18 protein-coding genes are annotated in these 18,216 nt (G+C 60.8%); 5 read left to right on the top strand and 13 right to left on the bottom strand.

Annotated elements, in window-relative coordinates; genetic code table 11:
• Positions 1–2: 2 nt before the first annotated feature.
• Both RBH10_RS22890 and RBH10_RS22885 read right to left on the bottom strand, forming a co-directional pair.
• Positions 3–209 carry a DUF1737 domain-containing protein gene (locus tag RBH10_RS22890; protein WP_045020366.1) on the bottom strand — a complete coding sequence of 69 codons (207 nt, stop codon included), beginning with the start codon at positions 207–209 and terminating at the stop codon, positions 3–5.
• The gene (locus RBH10_RS22885) at positions 206–1,117 is read right to left on the bottom strand and encodes a CoA ester lyase (RefSeq protein WP_281038313.1); all 912 of its coding nucleotides are present in this window, start codon (positions 1,115–1,117) and stop codon (positions 206–208) included. The genes RBH10_RS22890 and RBH10_RS22885 overlap by 4 nt, the downstream gene beginning before the upstream one ends.
• Positions 1,118–1,226: 109 nt before the next feature.
• Here RBH10_RS22885 and RBH10_RS22880 point away from each other — a divergent pair, with 109 nt between their 5' ends.
• The 3 genes from RBH10_RS22880 to leuB all read left to right on the top strand — a co-directional run bounded on the left by RBH10_RS22880 (position 1,227) and on the right by leuB (position 3,564).
• Complete coding sequence (locus tag RBH10_RS22880; protein ID WP_281038314.1) at positions 1,227–1,457, top strand: hypothetical protein; 231 nt, start codon at positions 1,227–1,229, stop codon at positions 1,455–1,457.
• A gap of 165 nt (positions 1,458–1,622) precedes the next feature.
• Positions 1,623–2,228 carry a 3-isopropylmalate dehydratase small subunit gene (gene leuD, locus RBH10_RS22875; RefSeq protein WP_281038315.1) on the top strand — a complete coding sequence of 202 codons (606 nt, stop codon included), beginning with the start codon at positions 1,623–1,625 and terminating at the stop codon, positions 2,226–2,228.
• Between the two features lie 223 nt (positions 2,229–2,451).
• On the top strand, positions 2,452–3,564 hold the full coding sequence (gene leuB / locus RBH10_RS22870) for a 3-isopropylmalate dehydrogenase (protein WP_045020373.1): 1,113 nt from the start codon (positions 2,452–2,454) through the stop codon (positions 3,562–3,564).
• Here the strand turns inward: leuB and RBH10_RS22865 are convergent.
• The 3 genes from RBH10_RS22865 to cobA all read right to left on the bottom strand — a co-directional run bounded on the left by RBH10_RS22865 (position 3,545) and on the right by cobA (position 7,020).
• Positions 3,545–4,795 (bottom strand): cytochrome-c peroxidase, encoded by a 1,251-nt coding sequence (locus RBH10_RS22865; RefSeq protein WP_281038316.1) that lies wholly within the window; start codon positions 4,793–4,795, stop codon positions 3,545–3,547. The two genes, leuB and RBH10_RS22865, sit on opposite strands and share 20 nt — an antisense overlap.
• Positions 4,796–4,918: 123 nt before the next feature.
• Entirely contained in the window at positions 4,919–6,235 is a 1,317-nt protein-coding gene (locus RBH10_RS22860; protein WP_281038317.1) for a cobyrinate a,c-diamide synthase, read from the bottom strand.
• Positions 6,232–7,020 carry a uroporphyrinogen-III C-methyltransferase gene (cobA, locus tag RBH10_RS22855; protein WP_281038318.1) on the bottom strand — a complete coding sequence of 263 codons (789 nt, stop codon included), beginning with the start codon at positions 7,018–7,020 and terminating at the stop codon, positions 6,232–6,234. Before cobA ends, RBH10_RS22860 begins: the two co-directional genes overlap by 4 nt.
• A 58-nt stretch (positions 7,021–7,078) precedes the next feature.
• Here cobA and RBH10_RS22850 point away from each other — a divergent pair, with 58 nt between their 5' ends.
• A complete protein-coding gene (locus tag RBH10_RS22850) occupies positions 7,079–8,209 on the top strand; it encodes a cobalt-precorrin-5B (C(1))-methyltransferase (protein WP_281038319.1) in 1,131 nt (376 codons plus the stop codon).
• Here RBH10_RS22850 and cobM read toward each other — a convergent pair.
• The 3 genes from cobM to cbiE are packed head-to-tail and all read right to left on the bottom strand — an operon-like array spanning position 8,164 to position 10,606.
• Positions 8,164–8,937, bottom strand: a complete 774-nt coding sequence (gene cobM / locus RBH10_RS22845; RefSeq protein WP_281038320.1) for a precorrin-4 C(11)-methyltransferase — start codon at positions 8,935–8,937, stop codon at positions 8,164–8,166. The genes RBH10_RS22850 and cobM overlap by 46 nt on opposite strands.
• Positions 8,934–9,353 (bottom strand): cobalamin biosynthesis protein, encoded by a 420-nt coding sequence (locus RBH10_RS22840; RefSeq protein WP_281038321.1) that lies wholly within the window; start codon positions 9,351–9,353, stop codon positions 8,934–8,936. Before RBH10_RS22840 ends, cobM begins: the two co-directional genes overlap by 4 nt.
• Positions 9,347–10,606: a precorrin-6y C5,15-methyltransferase (decarboxylating) subunit CbiE gene (gene cbiE, locus RBH10_RS22835; RefSeq protein ID WP_281038322.1), complete on the bottom strand. Its 1,260-nt coding sequence runs from the start codon at positions 10,604–10,606 to the stop codon at positions 9,347–9,349. Before cbiE ends, RBH10_RS22840 begins: the two co-directional genes overlap by 7 nt.
• On the opposite strand from cbiE, the gene RBH10_RS22830 reads away from it, so the two are divergent.
• On the top strand, positions 10,605–11,381 hold the full coding sequence (locus RBH10_RS22830; RefSeq protein WP_281038323.1) for a cobalt-precorrin-6A reductase: 777 nt from the start codon (positions 10,605–10,607) through the stop codon (positions 11,379–11,381). The genes cbiE and RBH10_RS22830 overlap by 2 nt on opposite strands.
• Here the strand turns inward: RBH10_RS22830 and RBH10_RS22825 are convergent.
• Genes RBH10_RS22825 through cobN form a run of 5 tightly spaced genes read right to left on the bottom strand, consistent with a single transcriptional unit; the run spans position 11,348 to position 18,204 of the window.
• Positions 11,348–12,109 carry a precorrin-3B C(17)-methyltransferase gene (locus tag RBH10_RS22825; protein ID WP_216330409.1) on the bottom strand — a complete coding sequence of 254 codons (762 nt, stop codon included), beginning with the start codon at positions 12,107–12,109 and terminating at the stop codon, positions 11,348–11,350. The genes RBH10_RS22830 and RBH10_RS22825 overlap by 34 nt on opposite strands.
• Positions 12,106–12,873 carry a precorrin-2 C(20)-methyltransferase gene (locus RBH10_RS22820; RefSeq protein WP_281038324.1) on the bottom strand — a complete coding sequence of 256 codons (768 nt, stop codon included), beginning with the start codon at positions 12,871–12,873 and terminating at the stop codon, positions 12,106–12,108. Before RBH10_RS22820 ends, RBH10_RS22825 begins: the two co-directional genes overlap by 4 nt.
• Positions 12,870–13,502: a precorrin-8X methylmutase gene (locus RBH10_RS22815; RefSeq protein ID WP_281038325.1), complete on the bottom strand. Its 633-nt coding sequence runs from the start codon at positions 13,500–13,502 to the stop codon at positions 12,870–12,872. The genes RBH10_RS22820 and RBH10_RS22815 overlap by 4 nt, the downstream gene beginning before the upstream one ends.
• Entirely contained in the window at positions 13,499–14,857 is a 1,359-nt protein-coding gene (gene cobG / locus RBH10_RS22810) for a precorrin-3B synthase (RefSeq protein ID WP_306180894.1), read from the bottom strand. Before cobG ends, RBH10_RS22815 begins: the two co-directional genes overlap by 4 nt.
• The gene (cobN, locus tag RBH10_RS22805) at positions 14,854–18,204 is read right to left on the bottom strand and encodes a cobaltochelatase subunit CobN (RefSeq protein ID WP_281038327.1); all 3,351 of its coding nucleotides are present in this window, start codon (positions 18,202–18,204) and stop codon (positions 14,854–14,856) included. Before cobN ends, cobG begins: the two co-directional genes overlap by 4 nt.
• Positions 18,205–18,216 lie beyond the last annotated feature (12 nt).

Below are 18,216 nucleotides of genomic sequence, written 5' to 3'. Positions count from 1 at the left end.
TTTTATTGCTCGCCGAGCTTCATATCCGGATGGTATTCCTTGCCCTCGACCACCTTGGTCACGGCCTGGCCGCAATGCATGACACCGCTTGCGGCGTTGAAGGCATAGCTCGGGGAGCCGGCAAGCTCCCATCCCTTGTTCAACGCGTCGGTGACCCGGTGACAGAACTTTGCGTCATCGGGACCGGTTATGAAACGATAGACCTTCACGTCTTTTTTGCCTTTCGTTGTGCGATGATACCGGCCATGGCGACCAGCCTTTCGGCCTGCCCCACATGCAGCCGTTCGATCATTCGCCCGTTCATGTTGATGACGTTCAATTCCACAGATTCGGGTTTTGCGAAAGCGGCAATAATCTCTTTGGCTTCCGCGACCATCGCCTCATCGGGAGCAAAGTACTGGTTGGCCGCTTCTATCTGGGCCGGGTGGATCAGCATCTTGCCATCGAAGCCCATGGCGCGGCCCTGCTCGCATTCGCTGCCAAAAGCCACGAGATCGCGAAAATCATTCGAAACGCTGTCGATAACATCAAGCCCGTAGGCGCGGGCGGCGAGCACCACCTGCATCATCCACGGCACAAGATAGGTTCGGCCGGGCAGGGCCGGAACCCGTGTTTCCTTGCGCAGATCATTGAGCCCGATGACAAAGGCGGCAAGCCGCGCATCCGGCGTATGGGCAGCGTCGGCGATAGACGCGGCATTCAAGACACCAAGCGGAGTCTCGATCATCGCCCAGATTTTCAAACCCTGCGGCGCATCCGCCTCCGCCAGAAGGTCGGCAACCTCGTGAATATCGGCCGGCTGCTCCACCTTGGGCAATAAAACCGCATCTGGTCGACAGGAAAGCACAAGTTTCAGATCCGCCTGCCCATCCGGCGTAGAGAACGGATTGATGCGGATGATGGTCTCGCATCCGACAAAAGGCGCGTCAGAAAATAGCCTGTCCAGATTTTCCCGAGCCTTGTCCTTCATGTCGGGCGCGACGGAATCCTCCAGATCGAGGATCACGCCGTCGCAATCGAGACCGTAGATTTTTTCGAGCGCCCTGACATTGATGGCCGGAACCGACAGCAACGAACGGCGCGGCCTCACAAGAATATTTTCGAAAAAATTAGCCATGCCGCACTTGTGTCAAGCTTTTGTGACATCTGCAACCTGACAATCCACTGAATCCTCTTGCAAGCCGGAAGAAGAAGGCCCACATTCGTCTGGAAAGAAAGGTTGAATCATGCAAGGCATCCGTTCATTTTTCATCGCCGCATCCGGCATCGCACTTCTGGCTTTGGTGGCTCTTTTCACCGCCTCGCTCACGGTCGCTTTTATCGGCGTGCTCGCCGTTTTGAGCGCTGCCCGTCTGCTTTCCGCGCGTCTGAAGCCGGCCCCCATTCCGGTCAAGCCCCGCAACCAGCGTGATATGCGCGTCTGGAACGACGGCAAAGGCACGATTATCGATCTCTGAGATCGTTTAATCCGGTCAAAATGCGAGAACGCCCGATGAGGCGTACCGAAGAGTGCGGGTTTGCGCTTCTAAAGCGATCCGTTTTGCAGTATTTCCCGGCAGAGAACATCCGGCGCGCTTCGGCTGACGCCGGATTTTGTTCAAGGGAAACTCGGGAAGCGACAGATGGAAAAATTCACCAAGCTGACGGGCGTCGCGGCGCCCATGCCGGTTGTCAATATCGACACCGATATGATCATTCCGAAAGATTATCTGAAGACCATCAAGCGCACGGGTCTCGGCACCGGCCTTTTTGCCGAGTCGCGTTATCTCGAGGATGGCTCGCCGAATCCCGATTTCGTGCTGAACAAGCCCGCTTACCAGAACGCCCAGATCCTTGTCGCGGGCGACAATTTCGGCTGCGGCTCCTCGCGCGAACATGCACCATGGGCGCTTCTCGATTTCGGCATCCGCTGCGTGATCTCCACCAGCTTCGCCGACATCTTCTACAATAACTGTTTCAAGAACGGCATCCTGCCGGTCGTCGTCAGCCCCGAGAACCTCGAAAAGCTGCTGGACGACGCCTCGCGCGGATCGAACGCCGTTTTGTCCGTCGATCTGGAACGTCAGGAAATCAGCGGCCCTGACGGTGGCACGATCACCTTCGAGATCGATGAATTCAAGCGCCATTGCATGCTGAACGGCCTCGACGACATCGGCCTGACGCTGGAACATTCCGGCGCCATCGACACGTTCGAAAAGGCAAATGCCTCGGTTCGCCCCTGGGCCTGATCACATTTCCATGCCTTTAAAAGTCGATCCCGTACAAAACCGTACCGGATCGGCTTTTGCTTTGCTTGAAAAGCCCTTGAGGCGGAGATAAGAAGCCCTCGATCCCGTCCGGCTGGCGATATGACTTGACCTGCGGCAGGACGGAAACGAGTTTGACGCCGCGCTCGCCGCAATCGAAAACCCTTCATGACGGTTTCCGGCGCGCCGCCCAAGGAGGGTTCTCATGACAGTCCGCACGCTTTTCCTTCTGCCCGGTGATGGCATTGGCCCGGAGGCCATGGCCGAAGTCCGCAAGCTGATCGATTACATGAACAGCGCGAAAAATGCCGGCTTCACAACGCAGGAAGGTCTGGTCGGCGGCTCCGCTTATGATGCCCATGGCGTGGCTATTTCCGATGCGGATATGGAAAAGGCGCTCGCCGCCGATGCAATCCTGTTCGGCGCCGTCGGTGGGCCGAAATGGGATGGCGTTCCCTACGAACACCGCCCTGAAGCCGGCCTGCTTCGCCTGCGCAAGGATCTCGAACTCTTCGCCAACCTGCGCCCCGCCATCTGCTACCCGGCACTCGCCGCCGCCTCCTCGCTGAAGCCGGAACTGGTCGAAGGTCTCGATATCCTCATCGTTCGCGAACTGACGGGCGGCGTCTATTTCGGTGAACCGAAGCAGATCATCGACCTCGGCAACGGCCAGAAGCGCGGCATCGACACGCAGATCTATGACACCTTCGAAATCGAGCGCATCGCCAGCGTCGCATTCGAACTGGCGCGCACCCGCGACAACCGCGTCTGCTCGATGGAAAAGCGCAACGTCATGAAATCGGGCGTTTTGTGGAACCAGGTCGTCACCGAAACCCACGCCGCCAAGTACAAGGACGTTCAGCTGGAGCATATGCTGGCCGATGCCGGTGGCATGCAGCTGGTGCGCAAGCCAAAGCAGTTCGACGTGATCGTGACCGACAACCTCTTCGGCGACATGCTCTCCGACGTCGCCGCCATGCTGACCGGCTCGCTCGGCATGCTGCCATCGGCTTCGCTCGGCGCACCTGACGCCAAGACCGGCAAGCGCAAGGCCATGTATGAGCCGGTACACGGTTCGGCGCCGGATATTGCCGGCAAGGGCATTGCCAACCCGATCGCCATGATCGCATCCTTCGCCATGTGCCTGCGTTATTCGTTCAACATGGTGGATGAGGCAACGAAGCTTGAAACGGCAATAGCGAACGTGCTCGACAAGGGGATCCGCACCGCCGACATCATGTCCGACGGTTCCCGTCAGGTCAGCACGTCCGAAATGGGTGACGCGGTTCTCGCCGAATTCAAGGCGCTTTCGGCGTAACACTGACAGGAACCGGCTGGGCAGGCGGCACGGTCGTCTGCCCATCTTCCTTCGGCAAAAGATGCTCGTATCTTTTGTCGGTCAACGTCTTCAAGAATGCGACGACGGCATCCACACGCTTGTCATCCAGCGCCGGCGCGGAAGTCAGCTCCGTCATGGCAATGTTCTCAGGCACTTCCGGCGCATCCCATGTCTTGCCGGTTTCCGGATTGATTTGCCGGCTGGGCTTTTTGCTTTTGTATTTCACATAAAACAGCACCACCGTGCGCAGATCCCTGAACACGCCGTTGTGCATGTAGGGACCAGTAACGGCGACGTTGCGCAATGTCGGCACCTTGAACTTACCGCGCTGAGCCAGATCACCGGCCACAACAGGATTTTGCGCGAGCCCAAGATCAACCGCATCCGGCTTCGAGCCGTTGGCGGCTCTCACCGCCGTGTTAGCCGGAACGCCAATGTTGAAATATTTGTGATTGGTGAAGAGGCCGTCTTCCAGCCCCTTGGCGCCACGGATTTCATGGCAGGTATTGCAATTGGTAAATTGCGTCGAAGAGATCAGCACCCGGCCTAACTCCTCCTGATCGGTCAGCTTTTCCTCGCCGCGCAGGAAACGGTCATACTTGGAATCGAAGGTGGAGAATTCATCCGAACGCTCGAAGCTTGCCAACGCCTTGGTCATCGCGGCATAGGCGGTTTCGTCGTTCTGGAAAACATTATTGCCGAACTGCGTGCCGAATGCCGCGACATAGTCTGGGTTTTCCTTAAGTCGTTTCACGACGGAAGCCTTATCCGGCATACCCATTTCGATCGGGTTGAGGGGAGGGCCGCCCGCCTGATCTTCCAGCAGGGAAGCGCGCCCGTCCCAGAATTGCCCGCCGATATACTCTCCCGCAGCGTTCCTGCCGAAAGGCGGCGTGAACCGGGCATAGGCAGCCGTGGGCGCATTGCGGTCGCCCAGCGAAATCCCGTCATCGCCGAGCGATACGTCCCGTCCGACCGTGTCACTTTCGCGCGCATCGGAAAAACCCGCCGCCTGCATATGGCAGGTGGAACAGGCCATCGTGCGGTTCATCGAAAGATTGGGATCATCGAACAGGGCTGCGCCGAGCTTTTCCATCGCCGTATAATTTTCGCCACCGTGAGCCTGCATGTTCCCAGGACCGATGCCAAGCGGAACCGGCACTATAGCCACGGCGAGGGCAGCGGAAATGAGCAGGCGCAGTCTTTTCATTGGGGTAGCGTTTTCGGAAACTGTGAGGGACAACGGCTATATAGCACTTTCCTGCTACACCAGACTACAAACTTTCACTGCCCGCTCCACTTTGCCGCAGCCATGCCTATTCGCCGATTTTGCTTACTCGCCCTTGGCAATGGCGTGAAAGAATGTGCCGGAAACGAGACCCCGCCTGCCGCCCGAAGGCCCAAGTGGGCGGCCCTGCCCGTCAGCAATCTGGGCGAAGGCTTCGTCGTAACCAGGGTCAGTGACGCGGGCATAGTGAAATTCATGGCCGCGCAAAACCTCGCCCGCCTTGCCAAGGGGGCCCTTCGCCGCGATCGTCGCTTGCCGGTAGCCGAGATTCATCTTGCGCGTTGCAAAACTGGTGGCATGCGACAGAAGCCCGGTCATGGCATGGGTCGCGCCATCGGCATCTTCGAGAGCCTCTCCCAGCACCATATAGCCGCCGCACTCGCCATGCACCGGCCTTGTCTCGGCAAAACGGGCGATACCCGTCTTGAAACGGGCAGCTGCAGCAAGCTTTCCGGCATGAAGCTCAGGATAGCCACCGGGCAGCCAGCAAATATCGCAGGTCTCGTCGGGCGCCTCATCGGCGAGCGGCGAGAACGGCACGATCTCTGCCCCGGCTGCGCGCCAATGGTTCTTGAGATGCGGATAAAGGAAAGTGAAAGCCGCATCCTCCGCCAAGGCGATGCGCTGGCCGGGCGGTGCAATCGCCGCCTCCACCGAGCCGGAGGGCACATCCACAGGCGCAGCGAGCGAAAGCAAGGCATCGAGATCAATAGACCTTTCCATCGCATCCGCCAGCCGTTCTATATGCGCGTCGATTTCCGGATGTTCGCTGGCCTGCACCAGCCCCAGATGCCGTTCCGGCAGGATGAGTGACGGATCACGCAGGACACATCCTGCGACAGGCAGACCGATTTTTTCGATGGCCTCCGTGCACAGCGTCCGGTGTCTTTCGCTGCCGGCTCGGTTCAGCACCACCGCCGCCATGGTGACGACAGGATCATAGTGGGCAAAACCATAGGCAACAGCAGCGGCTGTCTGCGACTGGCCCGACACATCCAGCACCAACAGCACGGGAATGCCGAACAGCCGCGCCAGATCCGCCGCAGAACCGGTGCGGTTTTCCGCCACCGGAATGCCATCGAACAGGCCCATGGCGCTTTCGATCAGAATAAGGTCTGCGCCGTCAGTCTGCTGCAAAAACAGGTGCCGCAACAATTCCGGCTGCATGGCCCAGCTGTCCAGATTGAGGCCGGATGTGCCAGTGGCAAAGGCATGGAAACCGGGGTCGATATAGTCGGGCCCGGTCTTGATGCCCCGCACCTTGACGCCACGCCGGGCAAAAGCCCTGAGCAGACCGATGGTCACGCTGGTCTTGCCGGAACCAGAGCGCGGTGCACCGACGATGATCGCCCGGGCCGTCATGAACCGTCCCTACCGAGACGGCTTCGCATCGAGACGATTTCGCCGATGACGATCAGAGCCGGTGCTTCGAAATTCTCCCGCTTTGCATCGTCAGCTATGCTTTCCAGTGTTCCGATAAAAATGCGCTCCTCAGCCGTCGTTGCCGACATGATGACGGCGACCGGCGTTATGCCTGAACGGCCGCCCTGCATCAGCAGCCCGGCAATGACGCTGATATTCTTCAGCCCCATATAAACGACAATGGGTTCCTGTGTTTTCGCCAGCGCCAGCCAGTCCAGATCCTCTTCGGTACCGGCGGCATGGCCCGTGGCGAGCGTGACGGCGCGGCTGATGCCGCGCATGGTGGCCGGAATACGCGCTGAAGCAAGGGCTGCGAGTGACGAGGTCATGCCCGGCAGGATACGGAACGGAATGCCGGCTAGGACCAGCGCCTCCGCCTCTTCACCGCCACGCCCGAAAATAAAGGGATCGCCACCCTTAAGCCGCAACACCTTTTTACCCTGCCGGGCGAGATCGATCAGCGAAGCGGTAATGTCGTCCTGCGTTGCCGAAGGCTTGCCACCGCGTTTACCAGCAAAAACAATCTCTGCCTGAGGGCCAAGAGCAACGACATCGTCGCTCACCAGCGCATCGCGCACGATGACATCGGCCTGTGAGAGCGCCAACGCCACTTCGAGCGTCAGATAACGCACGTCGCCCGGCCCCGCGCCGGCAAGCCAGACGTGACCGCCCTCGAAGATCGGGCCTTTTGCGGCAATGTTGTTTAAGACCTCTGCTATCGACATTCTCTCGGCTGCTTTTTTAACGATGACGGAAAAAGCCGTCCCGGCTATAGGAATTCATATGGAAACAGATGGAAAGACCCTTCGCCGCGGCTGGACCACGGGCACCTGCGCGGCGGCAGCCTCGAAGGCGGCTTGCGCTGCCCTTTTGACCGGCGAGTTTCCTTACCCTGTCGAAGTCCAACTTCCAAGCGGCGCACGGCCGGCATTTTCCCTCGCCACCGAGGAAAAAGGCGAAAACTTTGCCCGTGCCGGTGTCGTCAAGGATGCGGGCGACGATCCCGACGTTACCCACGGCGCGCTGATCGAAAGCACGATCAGACGAGGCAAACCGGGAAGCGGCATCACCTTCAAGGCCGGAAAAGGCGTCGGCACCATCACCCGGCCGGGATTGCCCCTGCCGCCGGGCGAACCTGCCATCAACCCCGTACCGCGCAAGATGATCGAAACCGCCATTCACGAGGTAGCCGGAGAAGATGCCGATTTCGAAGTCGAGATTTCCGTGCGTGACGGTGAGAAACTCGCGGAAAAGACCCTGAATGGCAGGCTCGGCATCATCGGGGGCATTTCCATTCTCGGCACCACCGGCATCGTCATCCCGTTTTCCTGCTCGGCCTGGATACATTCCATCTGGCGCGGCATCGATGTGGCGCGCGCCACTGGCTGCACCCATCTGCTCGGCGCAACCGGCAATACCTCGGAAAAAGCCGGACAGGCACTGTACGACCTGCCGGAGACCGCACTGATCGACATGGGCGATTTCATCGGCGGCATGCTGAAATATCTGCGCAGTCACCCTGTCGAGCGGGTCACGATTGCCGGTGGTGTTGCCAAGATGACCAAACTCGCGCAGGGCATGCTCGACGTGCATTCCAAGAAAGGCCTTGCCGATCTCGACGCGCTGGCGGCACTGGCAACCGAAGCGGGCGGAGATGAAAATCTCACCGCGGCCATCCGTCAGGCCAATATGGTCGCACATGCCTTCGAACTGGCCGAAGGAGCCGGCATAGACCTCGGTGCGATCGTTGCGGAGAAAGCCTGGGTAACCGCAGCCGCCGCGCTGAAGACGCCCGGCATCGCGCTTGATATTCTGGTGTTCGATCGTCAGGGCACGCTCAAGGGGCGCACCGCCTCCACGCCGTCGCATCAACCCTTCGCATCTTCCTTCGGAGACCGGAACCGGCGTACATAATCGGTACTATAGAGCGCGCTTTCGCGAAAATCCGTCGAGGCGAGCCCGTGTCCGACGAAAATCAGCGCCGTTCGCTCCACCGGTTCGGCCACCAACTTGTCCTCAATGTCGAACAACGTGCCGCGAATAACCCGCTCATCCGGCCATGAGGCGCGAACGACGATAGCAACCGGACAATCGGAACCGTAAAGCGGCGTCAACTCTTCCACCACCTTGCCGATGGCGTGGATGGCGAGGTGGATGGCAAGCGTCGCACCCGTTGCGCCGAAGGCTTTCAGCGTCTCACCATCAGGCATTTTCGAAGCGCGGCCTGAAATACGGGTCAGCACAAGGCTTTGCGCTACTTCCGGCACCGTCAGTTCCCGCTGCAGGGTGGCAGCCGCAGCAGCGAAGGAGGGCACGCCGGGCGTCACGGTATAATCGAGACCCAGCCGTTCCAGCCGGCGGATCTGTTCACCCATCGCGCTCCAGACGGAGAGATCACCGGAATGCAGCCGTGCCACATCCTTGCCCGCTTTTGCCGCCGCAACGAATTCCGCCTCGATCTCATCCAGCGAAAGTGCGGCCGTATCAACGATGCGCGCACCCGGCGGGCAATAATCGATCAGCGCCTTCGGAACCAGCGAACCGGCATAAAGGCAAACCGGGCAGGCTGCGATAAGATCGCGCCCGCGCACCGTGATGAGATCGGCAGCACCCGGACCGGCACCGATAAAATGAACTGTCATTGTTGTTCTCCATGTTCGATGGCACGGTCGCGGTCATGTGACGCGTCGCTTGTCGTGGCGATTGCCACGGTCACATCGCCAACCACAAGACGCGCTGCAACGAGTCGCGCATTTTTTCCGGCTGCGGCAAGTGCCGCCGCTTCACTGACGCTGGGCGTCCCGGCATGATCGAGGCTAATCTGTGAAAATGTCATTGTTTTCGAAGCAACCGCCTCGAGCCGTTCCTGCGATACGATTTCAAGCGGCAGCGAAAGGCGTTTTGCCGCTTCCGCAAGACCCGCTTCTTCTGCCTTGAGTGGCGCAGTCGCCAAGCATTCGACGGTCATGCCGAAAGCAAGTTCGGCAGCGCGCACGGCTGCTATAATTGCATCCGAACCCGTACCTTTACGGCAGCCTATGCCAGCGACGGTCAACATGGCTTGACCCAGCTCCACTGCGTCACCGGCATTGCCGGACGCCATCCGGACATGGAGCCGACAGCAACAACGCGCGACACGTCCAGACGGATCATAGAACCGCCAAGTCGGGCATGGGCATCGAGCAACAACGCTTCCATTTCCAGCGTCACAGCATTGGCGACCAACCGCCCGCCCGGTTTCAAGACCTCCATGGCGCCTTCCAACACACCCGTTTCGCTGCCGCCACCGCCAATGAAGATAGCATCCGGTTGAGGCAGGCCTTCAAAAGCCGCAGGTGCTGCGCCGATCAGGACCTCAAGCCCCGGAACGCCAAACGCCTCGGCATTACGGGCGATACGTTCCGCCCTTTCCGGGTGCTGCTCTATGGCGATGGCACGAAGCGATGGGTGCGACAGCATCCATTCGATACCGATCGAGCCCGAACCGGCACCCACATCCCATAAAAACTCTCCCCGGCGCGGAGCCAGCGTAGAGAGCGTCACGGCACGGATTTCACGCTTGGTGATCTGCCCGTCATGCTCGAACAGGCTGTCATCCAGCCCCTGCGTAAAAGGCAGGACGCGTGCGCCCTCAGCCGCGACGACATCGACGGCCACGACGTTCAAAGGATCTATGTCGTCAAAGGCAAAATCAGCCGCCCTGACCAGCCGTCGCCTTTCCCGCTGTCCGCCCAAAGCTTCAAGCAGGACAAATTCCGACTGGCCGAAACCCGAACTGGCCAGCAGTTCCGCGATCAGAGCCGGCGCGCGTTCATCTGAAGTCAGCGCGATGATCCTTGCACCCAGATGCAGATGCGGTCGCAAAAGATCGATGGAACGCCCGTGCAACGACACGCAGTCGACCGACTGCAAGGCCCAGCCAAGCCGCGCCGCGGCGAGAGAAAAAGCGGAAGGTGAGGGGTAGCAGACTGTCTCCTCCGCATCGATCCGCCGCAGAAGTGTAACGCCGACACCATAGAAGAACGGATCGCCGGAGGCGAGCACGCAGACTTTGCTGCCGCGTAACGCCACGACATCACTCATCTCCGCATCAAACGGCACCGGCCAAGGGCGCGCTTCGCCACGAATGGCTGCAGCCGCCAGTTCCAGATGGCGTTTGCCGCCGAAGACCACCTCGGCCGCCTCTATCGCCGCAATCGCGTTTCCGCCGAGCCCTTCAAGCCCATCTTCGCCTATACCGACGATGGAAAGCCACCGTGTTTCTTTCTTTTCAGTGGAAGCATCGCCCGTTCCGGAATATTCAGACGTCATGACACGCTCCATACTCATCCTTGGCGGCACGGCAGATGCCCGCATTCTGGCCGGCAGGCTGGCAGAGGACTCCGGCTACCGAATTCTGCTCTCCATGGCCGGGCGTACGCTTTCGCCAGTGGAACAGCCAGTGCCGATGCGCAGCGGCGGGTTTGGCGGTGCGACGGGTCTTGCGGACTTCATTCACGCCGAAAGCTTCGATATTCTCGTGGATGCCACCCATCCCTATGCGGCAAGGATTTCCGCCAACGCCATCGAGGCGGCCCGACTTGCCAAAGTACCGCTCGTAGCGCTTTCGCGCCCCGCCTGGCAGCGCCAACCGGGTGACGTGTGGCAGAGCGTCGATACCATTGAACAAGCCGTTACCGCGCTCGGAGACGAAGGCAAACGTGTGTTTCTGGCACTGGGACGGCAGGAGCTTCTTCCTTTCGCAGCCGCGCCCCAACACAGCTATCTCATCCGCAGCGTCGACCCGGTGGAGCCGCCGCTGAAAGTGCCGGATGCGCGTTACATCACCGCGCGCGGCCCTTTTGTGCTGGATGAAGAAATCCGAATGCTGGAAGAAAACCGCATCGAGACGATGGTTTCCAAAAACTCCGGCGGCAGTGCCAGTTACGGCAAGATCGAAGCGGCGAGGCGACTCGGCCTGCCGGTCATCATGATCGAGCGGCCGCCACAGCTGAACGACGCCAATGGCGCGAACGTGCCTGATGTAGCGACTGCGCTCACCGCCATCCGCCATCAGCTTTCTCTTTTCGAAAAACGTGGCGAATAGACCAGCGGGTCTTTCTCGGAGCGTTCTATCAGACGCGTTTCCACCGAACCGACGATGATGCAGGTGGCCATATCCGCCATGTCGCTCGATGCTTCCGACAGGGGCACGACCCGGATGCGTTCATCCGCCCGGCCTGCCGCCCGGCCGAAGATCACCGGCACCGAGCCGGGCAAATGCGCCCGCAAAAGATCGAAGGCCGTGCCAAGCTGGTGCGGACGCGCCTTGCTAACGGGATTATAGAAGGCCATCACGAATCCGGCTTCCGCCGCCGCGATAAGCCGCTTTTCGATGATGCCCCAGGGCTTCAAATTGTCCGACAACGAAATGGCGCAGAAATCATGCCCGAGCGGAGCGCCGGCTCTTGCGGCAACCGCTAGCATGGCCGTCACGCCCGGCACGACCGAAAAGTCTATCTCGCGCCATTCAGACGGGCCGTTTTCAATCGCCTCACAAACCGCCGCCGCCATGGCGAAAACGCCCGGATCGCCGCCCGAAACCACGCAGACTTTACCGCCAGCGGCGGCAAGCCGCAGCGCCTGCTCGGCGCGGGAAATTTCCTCGCGATTATCAGAGGCATGGCGGCGCTGATCGGGTCTGAGCGCCAGACGGTCGAGATAGGGAATATAACCGAAGAAATCCTCTGATGCCTCGACGGCGGCGAGGGCCTCCGGTGTCACCTGCGCCGCACTGCCGGGGCCGAGGCCTACAACGACCAGCCGGCCGGTCATGGCGTTTCACCACCAGCGGGTCTGGTTTTCCAGCCCGGCACCAGAACCAGTGAAAAATAGGGGGCAGGCGATGCGTCGCGCTCGATCAGCGGCACGGCATGGCTGTTCGCCATGGTGCCACGCTCGACATAAAGCGCCTCTTTTAGCTTGCCGGCCTTTTCCAGCGCCCGGCGGATCTTCGGCAGGTTGCGCCCCACCTTCATGATCACGGCGCCATCCGTGCCGGACAGACGCTCTGTCAGCACATCCTCTGCCAGCGTGCCGGGAAGCACGCTCAAGATATCGTCACCCTGCACCAGCGGTAAACCGGCCATCGACCAGCAGCCGGACATGGCGGTAATGCCGGCGACGACCTCCGCGTCATAGGAGGGCGCAAGCCGCAGATGAAGATGCATATAGGAGCCGTAAAACAGCGGATCGCCTTCCGACAGCACGGCGACATTGCGCCCGGCATCGAGATGGGCAGCAATATCCATTGCCGACTGATCGAAAAATGCGGCGATCGCGCCGCGATAATCCTCGCCGTTTTTATCGCTCTCGACGGTCACCGGATAGACCAGCGGCATTTCCAGCGTGCCCGGACGAATGAAAGCCTCAACGATGCTGCGACCATTACCGCTACTGCCTTTCTTGCAGAAGAAGGCGAGGACATCGGCATTTTCAATGGCGCGGACGGCTTTCAGCGTCAGAAGCTCGGGATCGCCGGGGCCGGTTCCGACACCGACCAGTTTACCCTTGGTGTGTTCAAAAAGAGCCGCGCTCACAGACCTGCCCTCGCAACCGCGTTGACGGCGGCAGCCGTCATGGCCGAGCCACCCATGCGTCCCTTGACGATGGCATAGGGAATGCCGAGTGAACTTGCCTCCAGCGCATCCTTCGATTCCGCCGCGCCGACAAAACCGACCGGCATGCCGATGATGGCAGCCGGACGGGCAGCACCTTTCTCCAGCATATCCAGAAGATAAAACAGCGCTGTCGGCGCGTTACCGATGGCAACAAGAGCGCCGTCCAGCTTGTCCGCCCAGAGATCGAGCGCAGCGGCGGAACGGGTATTGCCGATCGTTTTCGCAAGTTCCGGCGTGCGCGGATCGCGAAGGGTGCAGATGACGTCGTTAGCGGCCGGAAGCCGGGCACGGGTCACGCCGTGGGCAACCATTTCCGCATCGCAAAGTATGGGCTTGCCCGCTAACAAAGCGCCGCGTGCGGCGGCAACGAAATCCGGCGAGAACCGGAAATGGCTGGCCGCCTCCACCTGCCCGCAGGCGTGGATCATGCGAACGGCAATATCCGCCTGTTCTTCGGTAAAGGCGGATAAATCCGCTTCTTCGCGGACAATGGCGAAGGAGCGCTCATAGATCGCATTGCCGTCGCGAATATAGTCATGGTCGGTCATCGGTCATCCTGTCGAAGCGCCGCAGCGATTGCCTCTTTGCCCAAGCGGGCAATGAGGTTGGCAGCGTTTTCCCCGGGCTTATGTTCTTTTTCGTAAAGACGGGCAAGCCGCGAAAGCGCCGTCCTCTGTTGCTCTAAAGGTAAAATACCGTCCTGCGGGTCGCAGGCGCGGCCCGAAATCGAAAAGACCAGCCCATCGGCGGTGCCGGAAAAGGTCAAAAGCGAAGGGGCGGGATGCGCGCAACCCTTGCCGCAGCCGGAGATATGCAGCGTGAAGGAGCCGTCGAGCAGCGAGGCGCATTCCTCGGATGCAAAGGCGGCCAGATCATGTGTGGGAAAGAAAGCCGAAGCGCATCCCGGCGCGCCGGGACAGACGGCGATGGAAGATCGCACATCATCTGCCGCTGTGATGAAACCGGAACTACCCGCGGTCTCCAGCAACGCACCGCCAGCATCCTCTGACCCGAAAAATAGCAGGCTATGATTGAGCGAGGGCCGCAATGTTTCGATATCGAGCGCGCGCGCCCGGTCGCAGAGCCTCGACAAATCGGAGGCACGGACTTGCGCGAAAGCAGGCGTGATACAGACAGCGAAAGCACCGCTACCGGCCGCCATCAGCCCCAGCGGCGACGAAGGCGCAAGCGTCTCGCCTCCAATCGCTCTATCCAACAAGCAGTTTCCGCAAATCGCCTTTATCGTCTGCAAATCCAGATCACGGCCCCGGACAAGCGGTCCCTCGCCGGCCAGATGAACGAGCAGCAACAGGACAACATCCGCCGCCTTGTCGGTCTCGACAAATCCCGCGCGCAGCGCCTTGCTTTCCGGGCCTCCGACAAACAATTGCCAGAAAACGCGGCCCTCAAGCCGCATCGCTTTCAGACGGATATCGGCCAGCAAATCGCCCATGGAAAGACGGCCGCCCCCATCGATGACGACGGACATTTTGGCGGCAAGCTTTTCATGCAGCGCCAGCGCGGCAGCCTCTCTGCAGATCTCGCCCGCAAGAGAACTGCCATCGGCGATTTCCTGATCATCCCGGCCGGCAAGAGGTGAGGTCTCGACTGCCAGTCCGTCGCGAAGCGGCAAGCCGAGCGCCAGAACATCATTCTCCAGGCCGCAGGCGCTTTCGGGCGTCAGGCCGCGAAATTGCAGGCTGCCGCGTGCCGTGATGTCTATCAGCCCGTTGCCGTGCCGCTCAGCAAGTTCGCATAGCGCTATCATGCCATGGGGCGCAATGTCCGCCTCGAATGCGATGCGCGACAGATACCCATCACCGGTCAGCATCGGGGCCGATAAGGCCGGACACGTCCCACGGCGGCCAAACGGCTGGACCGGATCGGAAGGGGCCGTCCTCATGTGCCGACCCTTTCAGAACGGGGCAGGATCAGCATTTCAAGTTCCGCATCCACCGCATTGCGGCGGCTGTGCCACAGCCCGCGACGGCGGGCAGATAAAAAGCGCGTCGCCATCACCTCCGCCGCCTTAGGATTTTCCCGCAGGATGAAATCGCGCACGTCCTCGTTGCCGAAATAGGCGTCGTAAAGCGCCTCGATCAGCGAGGAGGAAACCGCATGGGTGGTTTCGGCAAAGCCGATCAGCCGGTCAACCGTCTCGGCAAATTCCGCCGCCCCGCGCGGACCGTGCCGCATCTGGCCGGCTATGAAGCGCGGATTGACGGCGCGGGCCCGCACCACGCGCGTCAGCGCCTGCGAAATGGATCGCGCGCGCGGACGCGCGGGATCAGTCGTATCCAGCGCCACAATATCGGCAACGCCGCCAAGGACTGCTTTTGCGGCGGAAAAACCGCCAATGAAGGCGACGTCGGAAGAGCCGTCGAGAAGATCCCGGCCCGGATCGTCACCGGTGTGAACGAGCAGATCTGCACGGCGCACCAGCTCAACAAAACCGGCATTCTCGAAAATCTCAAGCCCGTCCGCACCGCCGAAGGCGTGACTTGCCGCATCGAGATAGGCCTGGCCGAGTTCCTCACGTTCATCCCATTTTCCGCTGGCGAGTTTCTCCTCAGTGCCTGCACCATAGGTGCCGGGTGCGGAGCCGAAGATGCGTGCCGGTATATGCCCGAGCGCGGCCGCCTCTTCCGCCAGAGGATTGTCACCCGGCGCTTCATCCCGTCGCGCGACGGCCTTTGCGGCAGCGTCTAGAAGAGCGATCAACGCCGGAAACATGTCGCGGAACAGGCCGGAAATCCGGAATGTGACATCAACACGTGGCCGCCCGATACTGGCCGGCGGCAGAACCTCGATGCCGGTGACGCGACCCGTCGCCGGGTCATGGATCGGTCTCGCCCCCATCAGATGCAGCGCCTGCGCCACATCCTCGCCGCCATTGCGCAGGCTGGCGCTGCCCCAGAGATCAAAAACCAGATGTTTCGGCCAGTCGCCATGGGATTGCAGATGGTGCCGAAGCACCTCTTCACCCGCCATGCGGCCGAGCTCGAAAGCCGTCGGCGTCGGCATGGTGCGCGGATCGGCGGCATAAAGATTGCGGCCGGTGGGCAGCACATCCAGACGTCCGCGTGCGGGTGCGCCTGACGGGCCGGGGACAATATGGCGGCCATCGAGCGCAGCAAGCAGCGATGCTTTTTCCGCCTCAGCGCTTTCGAGCCTCAGAAGATCGATTTCGCCTTCAGGGCTGCGGCCAAAAACATGCTGGCCATCCTTGATGGCGAAATCTTTCAGGTCGCAGAGAAAGGCATCGATGCGCGACAGCGCCGCATCAGCATCGTCCTTAGCCCCCACGCCAGCATCGGCCGCGAGCCCGGTTTCCAGCGCCTTCTCTACGATCAGTTTCGCCAGCCGGTCACGGCGGCGGCGATCCAGCCCGTCCGCCTGCGCATATTCATCGACAAGCTGCTCCAGAGCCGATTGTTCAGGCGAAAGCCCGGCATCTACCAGCACCGGCGGCACATGGCCGATGGTGACCGCAGCAATCCGCCGTTTGGCGACGGCCGCCTCGCCCGGATTGGAAACGATGAACGGATAGACCACCGGCAACGAACCGGTGACGATTTCGGGAAAACAATCGCGGGAAAGCGCCACCGTCTTGCCCGGCAACCATTCAAGCGTGCCATGCGCACCCACATGCACGATGGCATGCGCCCCCGCGACCCGCTGCATCCAGGCGCCAAAAGCGATCAGCGCATGACGTGGCGGCAGGGCAGGGTCGTGGTAATCCACCCGACGGTCCTCGTTGCGTCCACGGTCCGGCGCCAGCGCCACAAACACCTGGCCGAAACGGGCGACGCGAAAACGGAATGCGCCGTCTGTGAGCGCATCATCCTGTTCGGCGGAACCCCACGTGGCATCCACGGAGGCAGCAGCCCCCTCAGGCAAACCCGCAAGAAAATCCTGATAGTCTGAAAGTTCGATAGCCGCTTCCTGCTGCTCGACACAATCCAGCAAAGCCCGTGCCGTTTCGGGAATATCCGAAACCGCATATCCGGCCGTGGCCAGATCGCGCAGCATTTCAAGCACGCTCTGCGGCACATCGAGACCAACGGCATAACCGGTGCGCCCCGGCGCAGCACCCGGATAATCCGGCATCAGGATAACGATCCGCCGTTCCCGTGGCGCAGACTGTTTCAACCGCAGAAACGCAGCGATGCGGTTTGCCACCTGCGCGACACGATCAGCCTCCGGTGTGTTAACGAGGCTGACGCCGCCATCGGCCCGCACCTGCTTGAACGAAATCGCACCGGCAAGAATCCGGCCATCGAGTTCCGGCAGGACCACATGCATGGCGAGATCGGACGGGTTGAGGCCCCGCGCATTCTCCACCCAGCCGTCCCGCCGCGTCGTCGCCATAACCACCTGAAACACCGGCACGCCGAGGCGGTCAAACAGAGTCTTACCGCCATCGTCCGTCTGACTGGCGAAAGCCGTGGCGGCAATAATGGCGGCGGGCATGAGATCGGGCAGCACGGTTTCGAGAAAGCGGATCGCCTCCCCATCCTTGAGGCCGCTGACGAAAATCGGCAAGGGCGCAAAACCGCGCTGCGAGAGCGCATGAAAAAGCGCATCGACGGGCGCGGCATCCGTCGCCAGAAGCATGGAGCGGTAAAAGAGAATGGGCAGAATAGGTGCATCGGCGGGGGAACCCGCGCAGGCTTCGGCCTGATCCACGACGCCTCTACCGGGCCGGTAGAAGCCCGCTTTCGGCAGCGGTTGAGCCTCGATATCTGGCCATGCGTCATCACTTGCAAGGGAAGCAAGACCAATGGCAAGCCGGTCCATATTTTCCCGCCCGCCCTCGCGGAAGAAGGAGAGGACCGACGCCAACGTCTGGCGATCAACAGTCGAGGCCGCTTCGAGCTTTTCGTCTCTCTCGCTGCATTCGCCCGGCAGGAGCAGAAGTTTTACGCCGCGTCGCCGCGCCATAATGGAGAGTTGATCGACACCGTAACGCCAGCGCTCCGCGCCGCCCAGAATCCGGATAAGGATGACACGGGCATGTTCCGCCGTCTTTTCGATCCACAGATCGACTGACATCGGATGTCGAAGCTCGGAGAGGTTGGCGGCGGAAAGGGAAGGAAGTCTGGACCCCGCCTGCCGCCATGCCTGTTCCAACCCGGCAAGATCGCTTGCCGAAAAGGACAGCATCACCACATCCGATCGCGGCTGGTTGAGATCAACCGGCTCGATCAGGTCGTCCAGAGACGAGGATGTGGTGGCGAGAATATGCATCTAAAGCATTTC

The organism is Rhizobium sp. AN73, from assembly GCF_030757975.1.
Taxonomy (GTDB): Bacteria; Pseudomonadota; Alphaproteobacteria; order Rhizobiales; family Rhizobiaceae; genus Agrobacterium; species Agrobacterium arsenijevicii.
This window is presented reverse-complemented; position numbering and strand designations above follow the sequence as displayed.

What these genes read in the sequence shown, in the direction of transcription:
- leuB (WP_045020373.1), top strand. Translation starts at nt 2,452, where the DNA reads ATGACAGTCCGCACGCTTTTCCTTCTGCCCGGTGATGGCATTGGCCCG.
- RBH10_RS22885 (WP_281038313.1), bottom strand. Translation starts at nt 1,117, where the DNA reads ATGGCTAATTTTTTCGAAAATATTCTTGTGAGGCCGCGCCGTTCGTTG.
- cobG (WP_306180894.1), bottom strand. Translation starts at nt 14,857, where the DNA reads ATGAGGACGGCCCCTTCCGATCCGGTCCAGCCGTTTGGCCGCCGTGGG.
- RBH10_RS22865 (WP_281038316.1), bottom strand. Translation starts at nt 4,795, where the DNA reads ATGAAAAGACTGCGCCTGCTCATTTCCGCTGCCCTCGCCGTGGCTATA.
- leuD (WP_281038315.1), top strand. Translation starts at nt 1,623, where the DNA reads ATGGAAAAATTCACCAAGCTGACGGGCGTCGCGGCGCCCATGCCGGTT.
- cobA (WP_281038318.1), bottom strand. Translation starts at nt 7,020, where the DNA reads ATGTCGATAGCAGAGGTCTTAAACAACATTGCCGCAAAAGGCCCGATC.
- RBH10_RS22830 (WP_281038323.1), top strand. Translation starts at nt 10,605, where the DNA reads ATGACACGCTCCATACTCATCCTTGGCGGCACGGCAGATGCCCGCATT.
- RBH10_RS22840 (WP_281038321.1), bottom strand. Translation starts at nt 9,353, where the DNA reads ATGTTGACCGTCGCTGGCATAGGCTGCCGTAAAGGTACGGGTTCGGAT.
- RBH10_RS22880 (WP_281038314.1), top strand. Translation starts at nt 1,227, where the DNA reads ATGCAAGGCATCCGTTCATTTTTCATCGCCGCATCCGGCATCGCACTT.
- RBH10_RS22860 (WP_281038317.1), bottom strand. Translation starts at nt 6,235, where the DNA reads ATGACGGCCCGGGCGATCATCGTCGGTGCACCGCGCTCTGGTTCCGGC.
- cbiE (WP_281038322.1), bottom strand. Translation starts at nt 10,606, where the DNA reads ATGACGTCTGAATATTCCGGAACGGGCGATGCTTCCACTGAAAAGAAA.
- cobN (WP_281038327.1), bottom strand. Translation starts at nt 18,204, where the DNA reads ATGCATATTCTCGCCACCACATCCTCGTCTCTGGACGACCTGATCGAG.
- RBH10_RS22850 (WP_281038319.1), top strand. Translation starts at nt 7,079, where the DNA reads ATGGAAACAGATGGAAAGACCCTTCGCCGCGGCTGGACCACGGGCACC.
- RBH10_RS22815 (WP_281038325.1), bottom strand. Translation starts at nt 13,502, where the DNA reads ATGACCGACCATGACTATATTCGCGACGGCAATGCGATCTATGAGCGC.
- cobM (WP_281038320.1), bottom strand. Translation starts at nt 8,937, where the DNA reads ATGACAGTTCATTTTATCGGTGCCGGTCCGGGTGCTGCCGATCTCATC.
- RBH10_RS22825 (WP_216330409.1), bottom strand. Translation starts at nt 12,109, where the DNA reads ATGACCGGCCGGCTGGTCGTTGTAGGCCTCGGCCCCGGCAGTGCGGCG.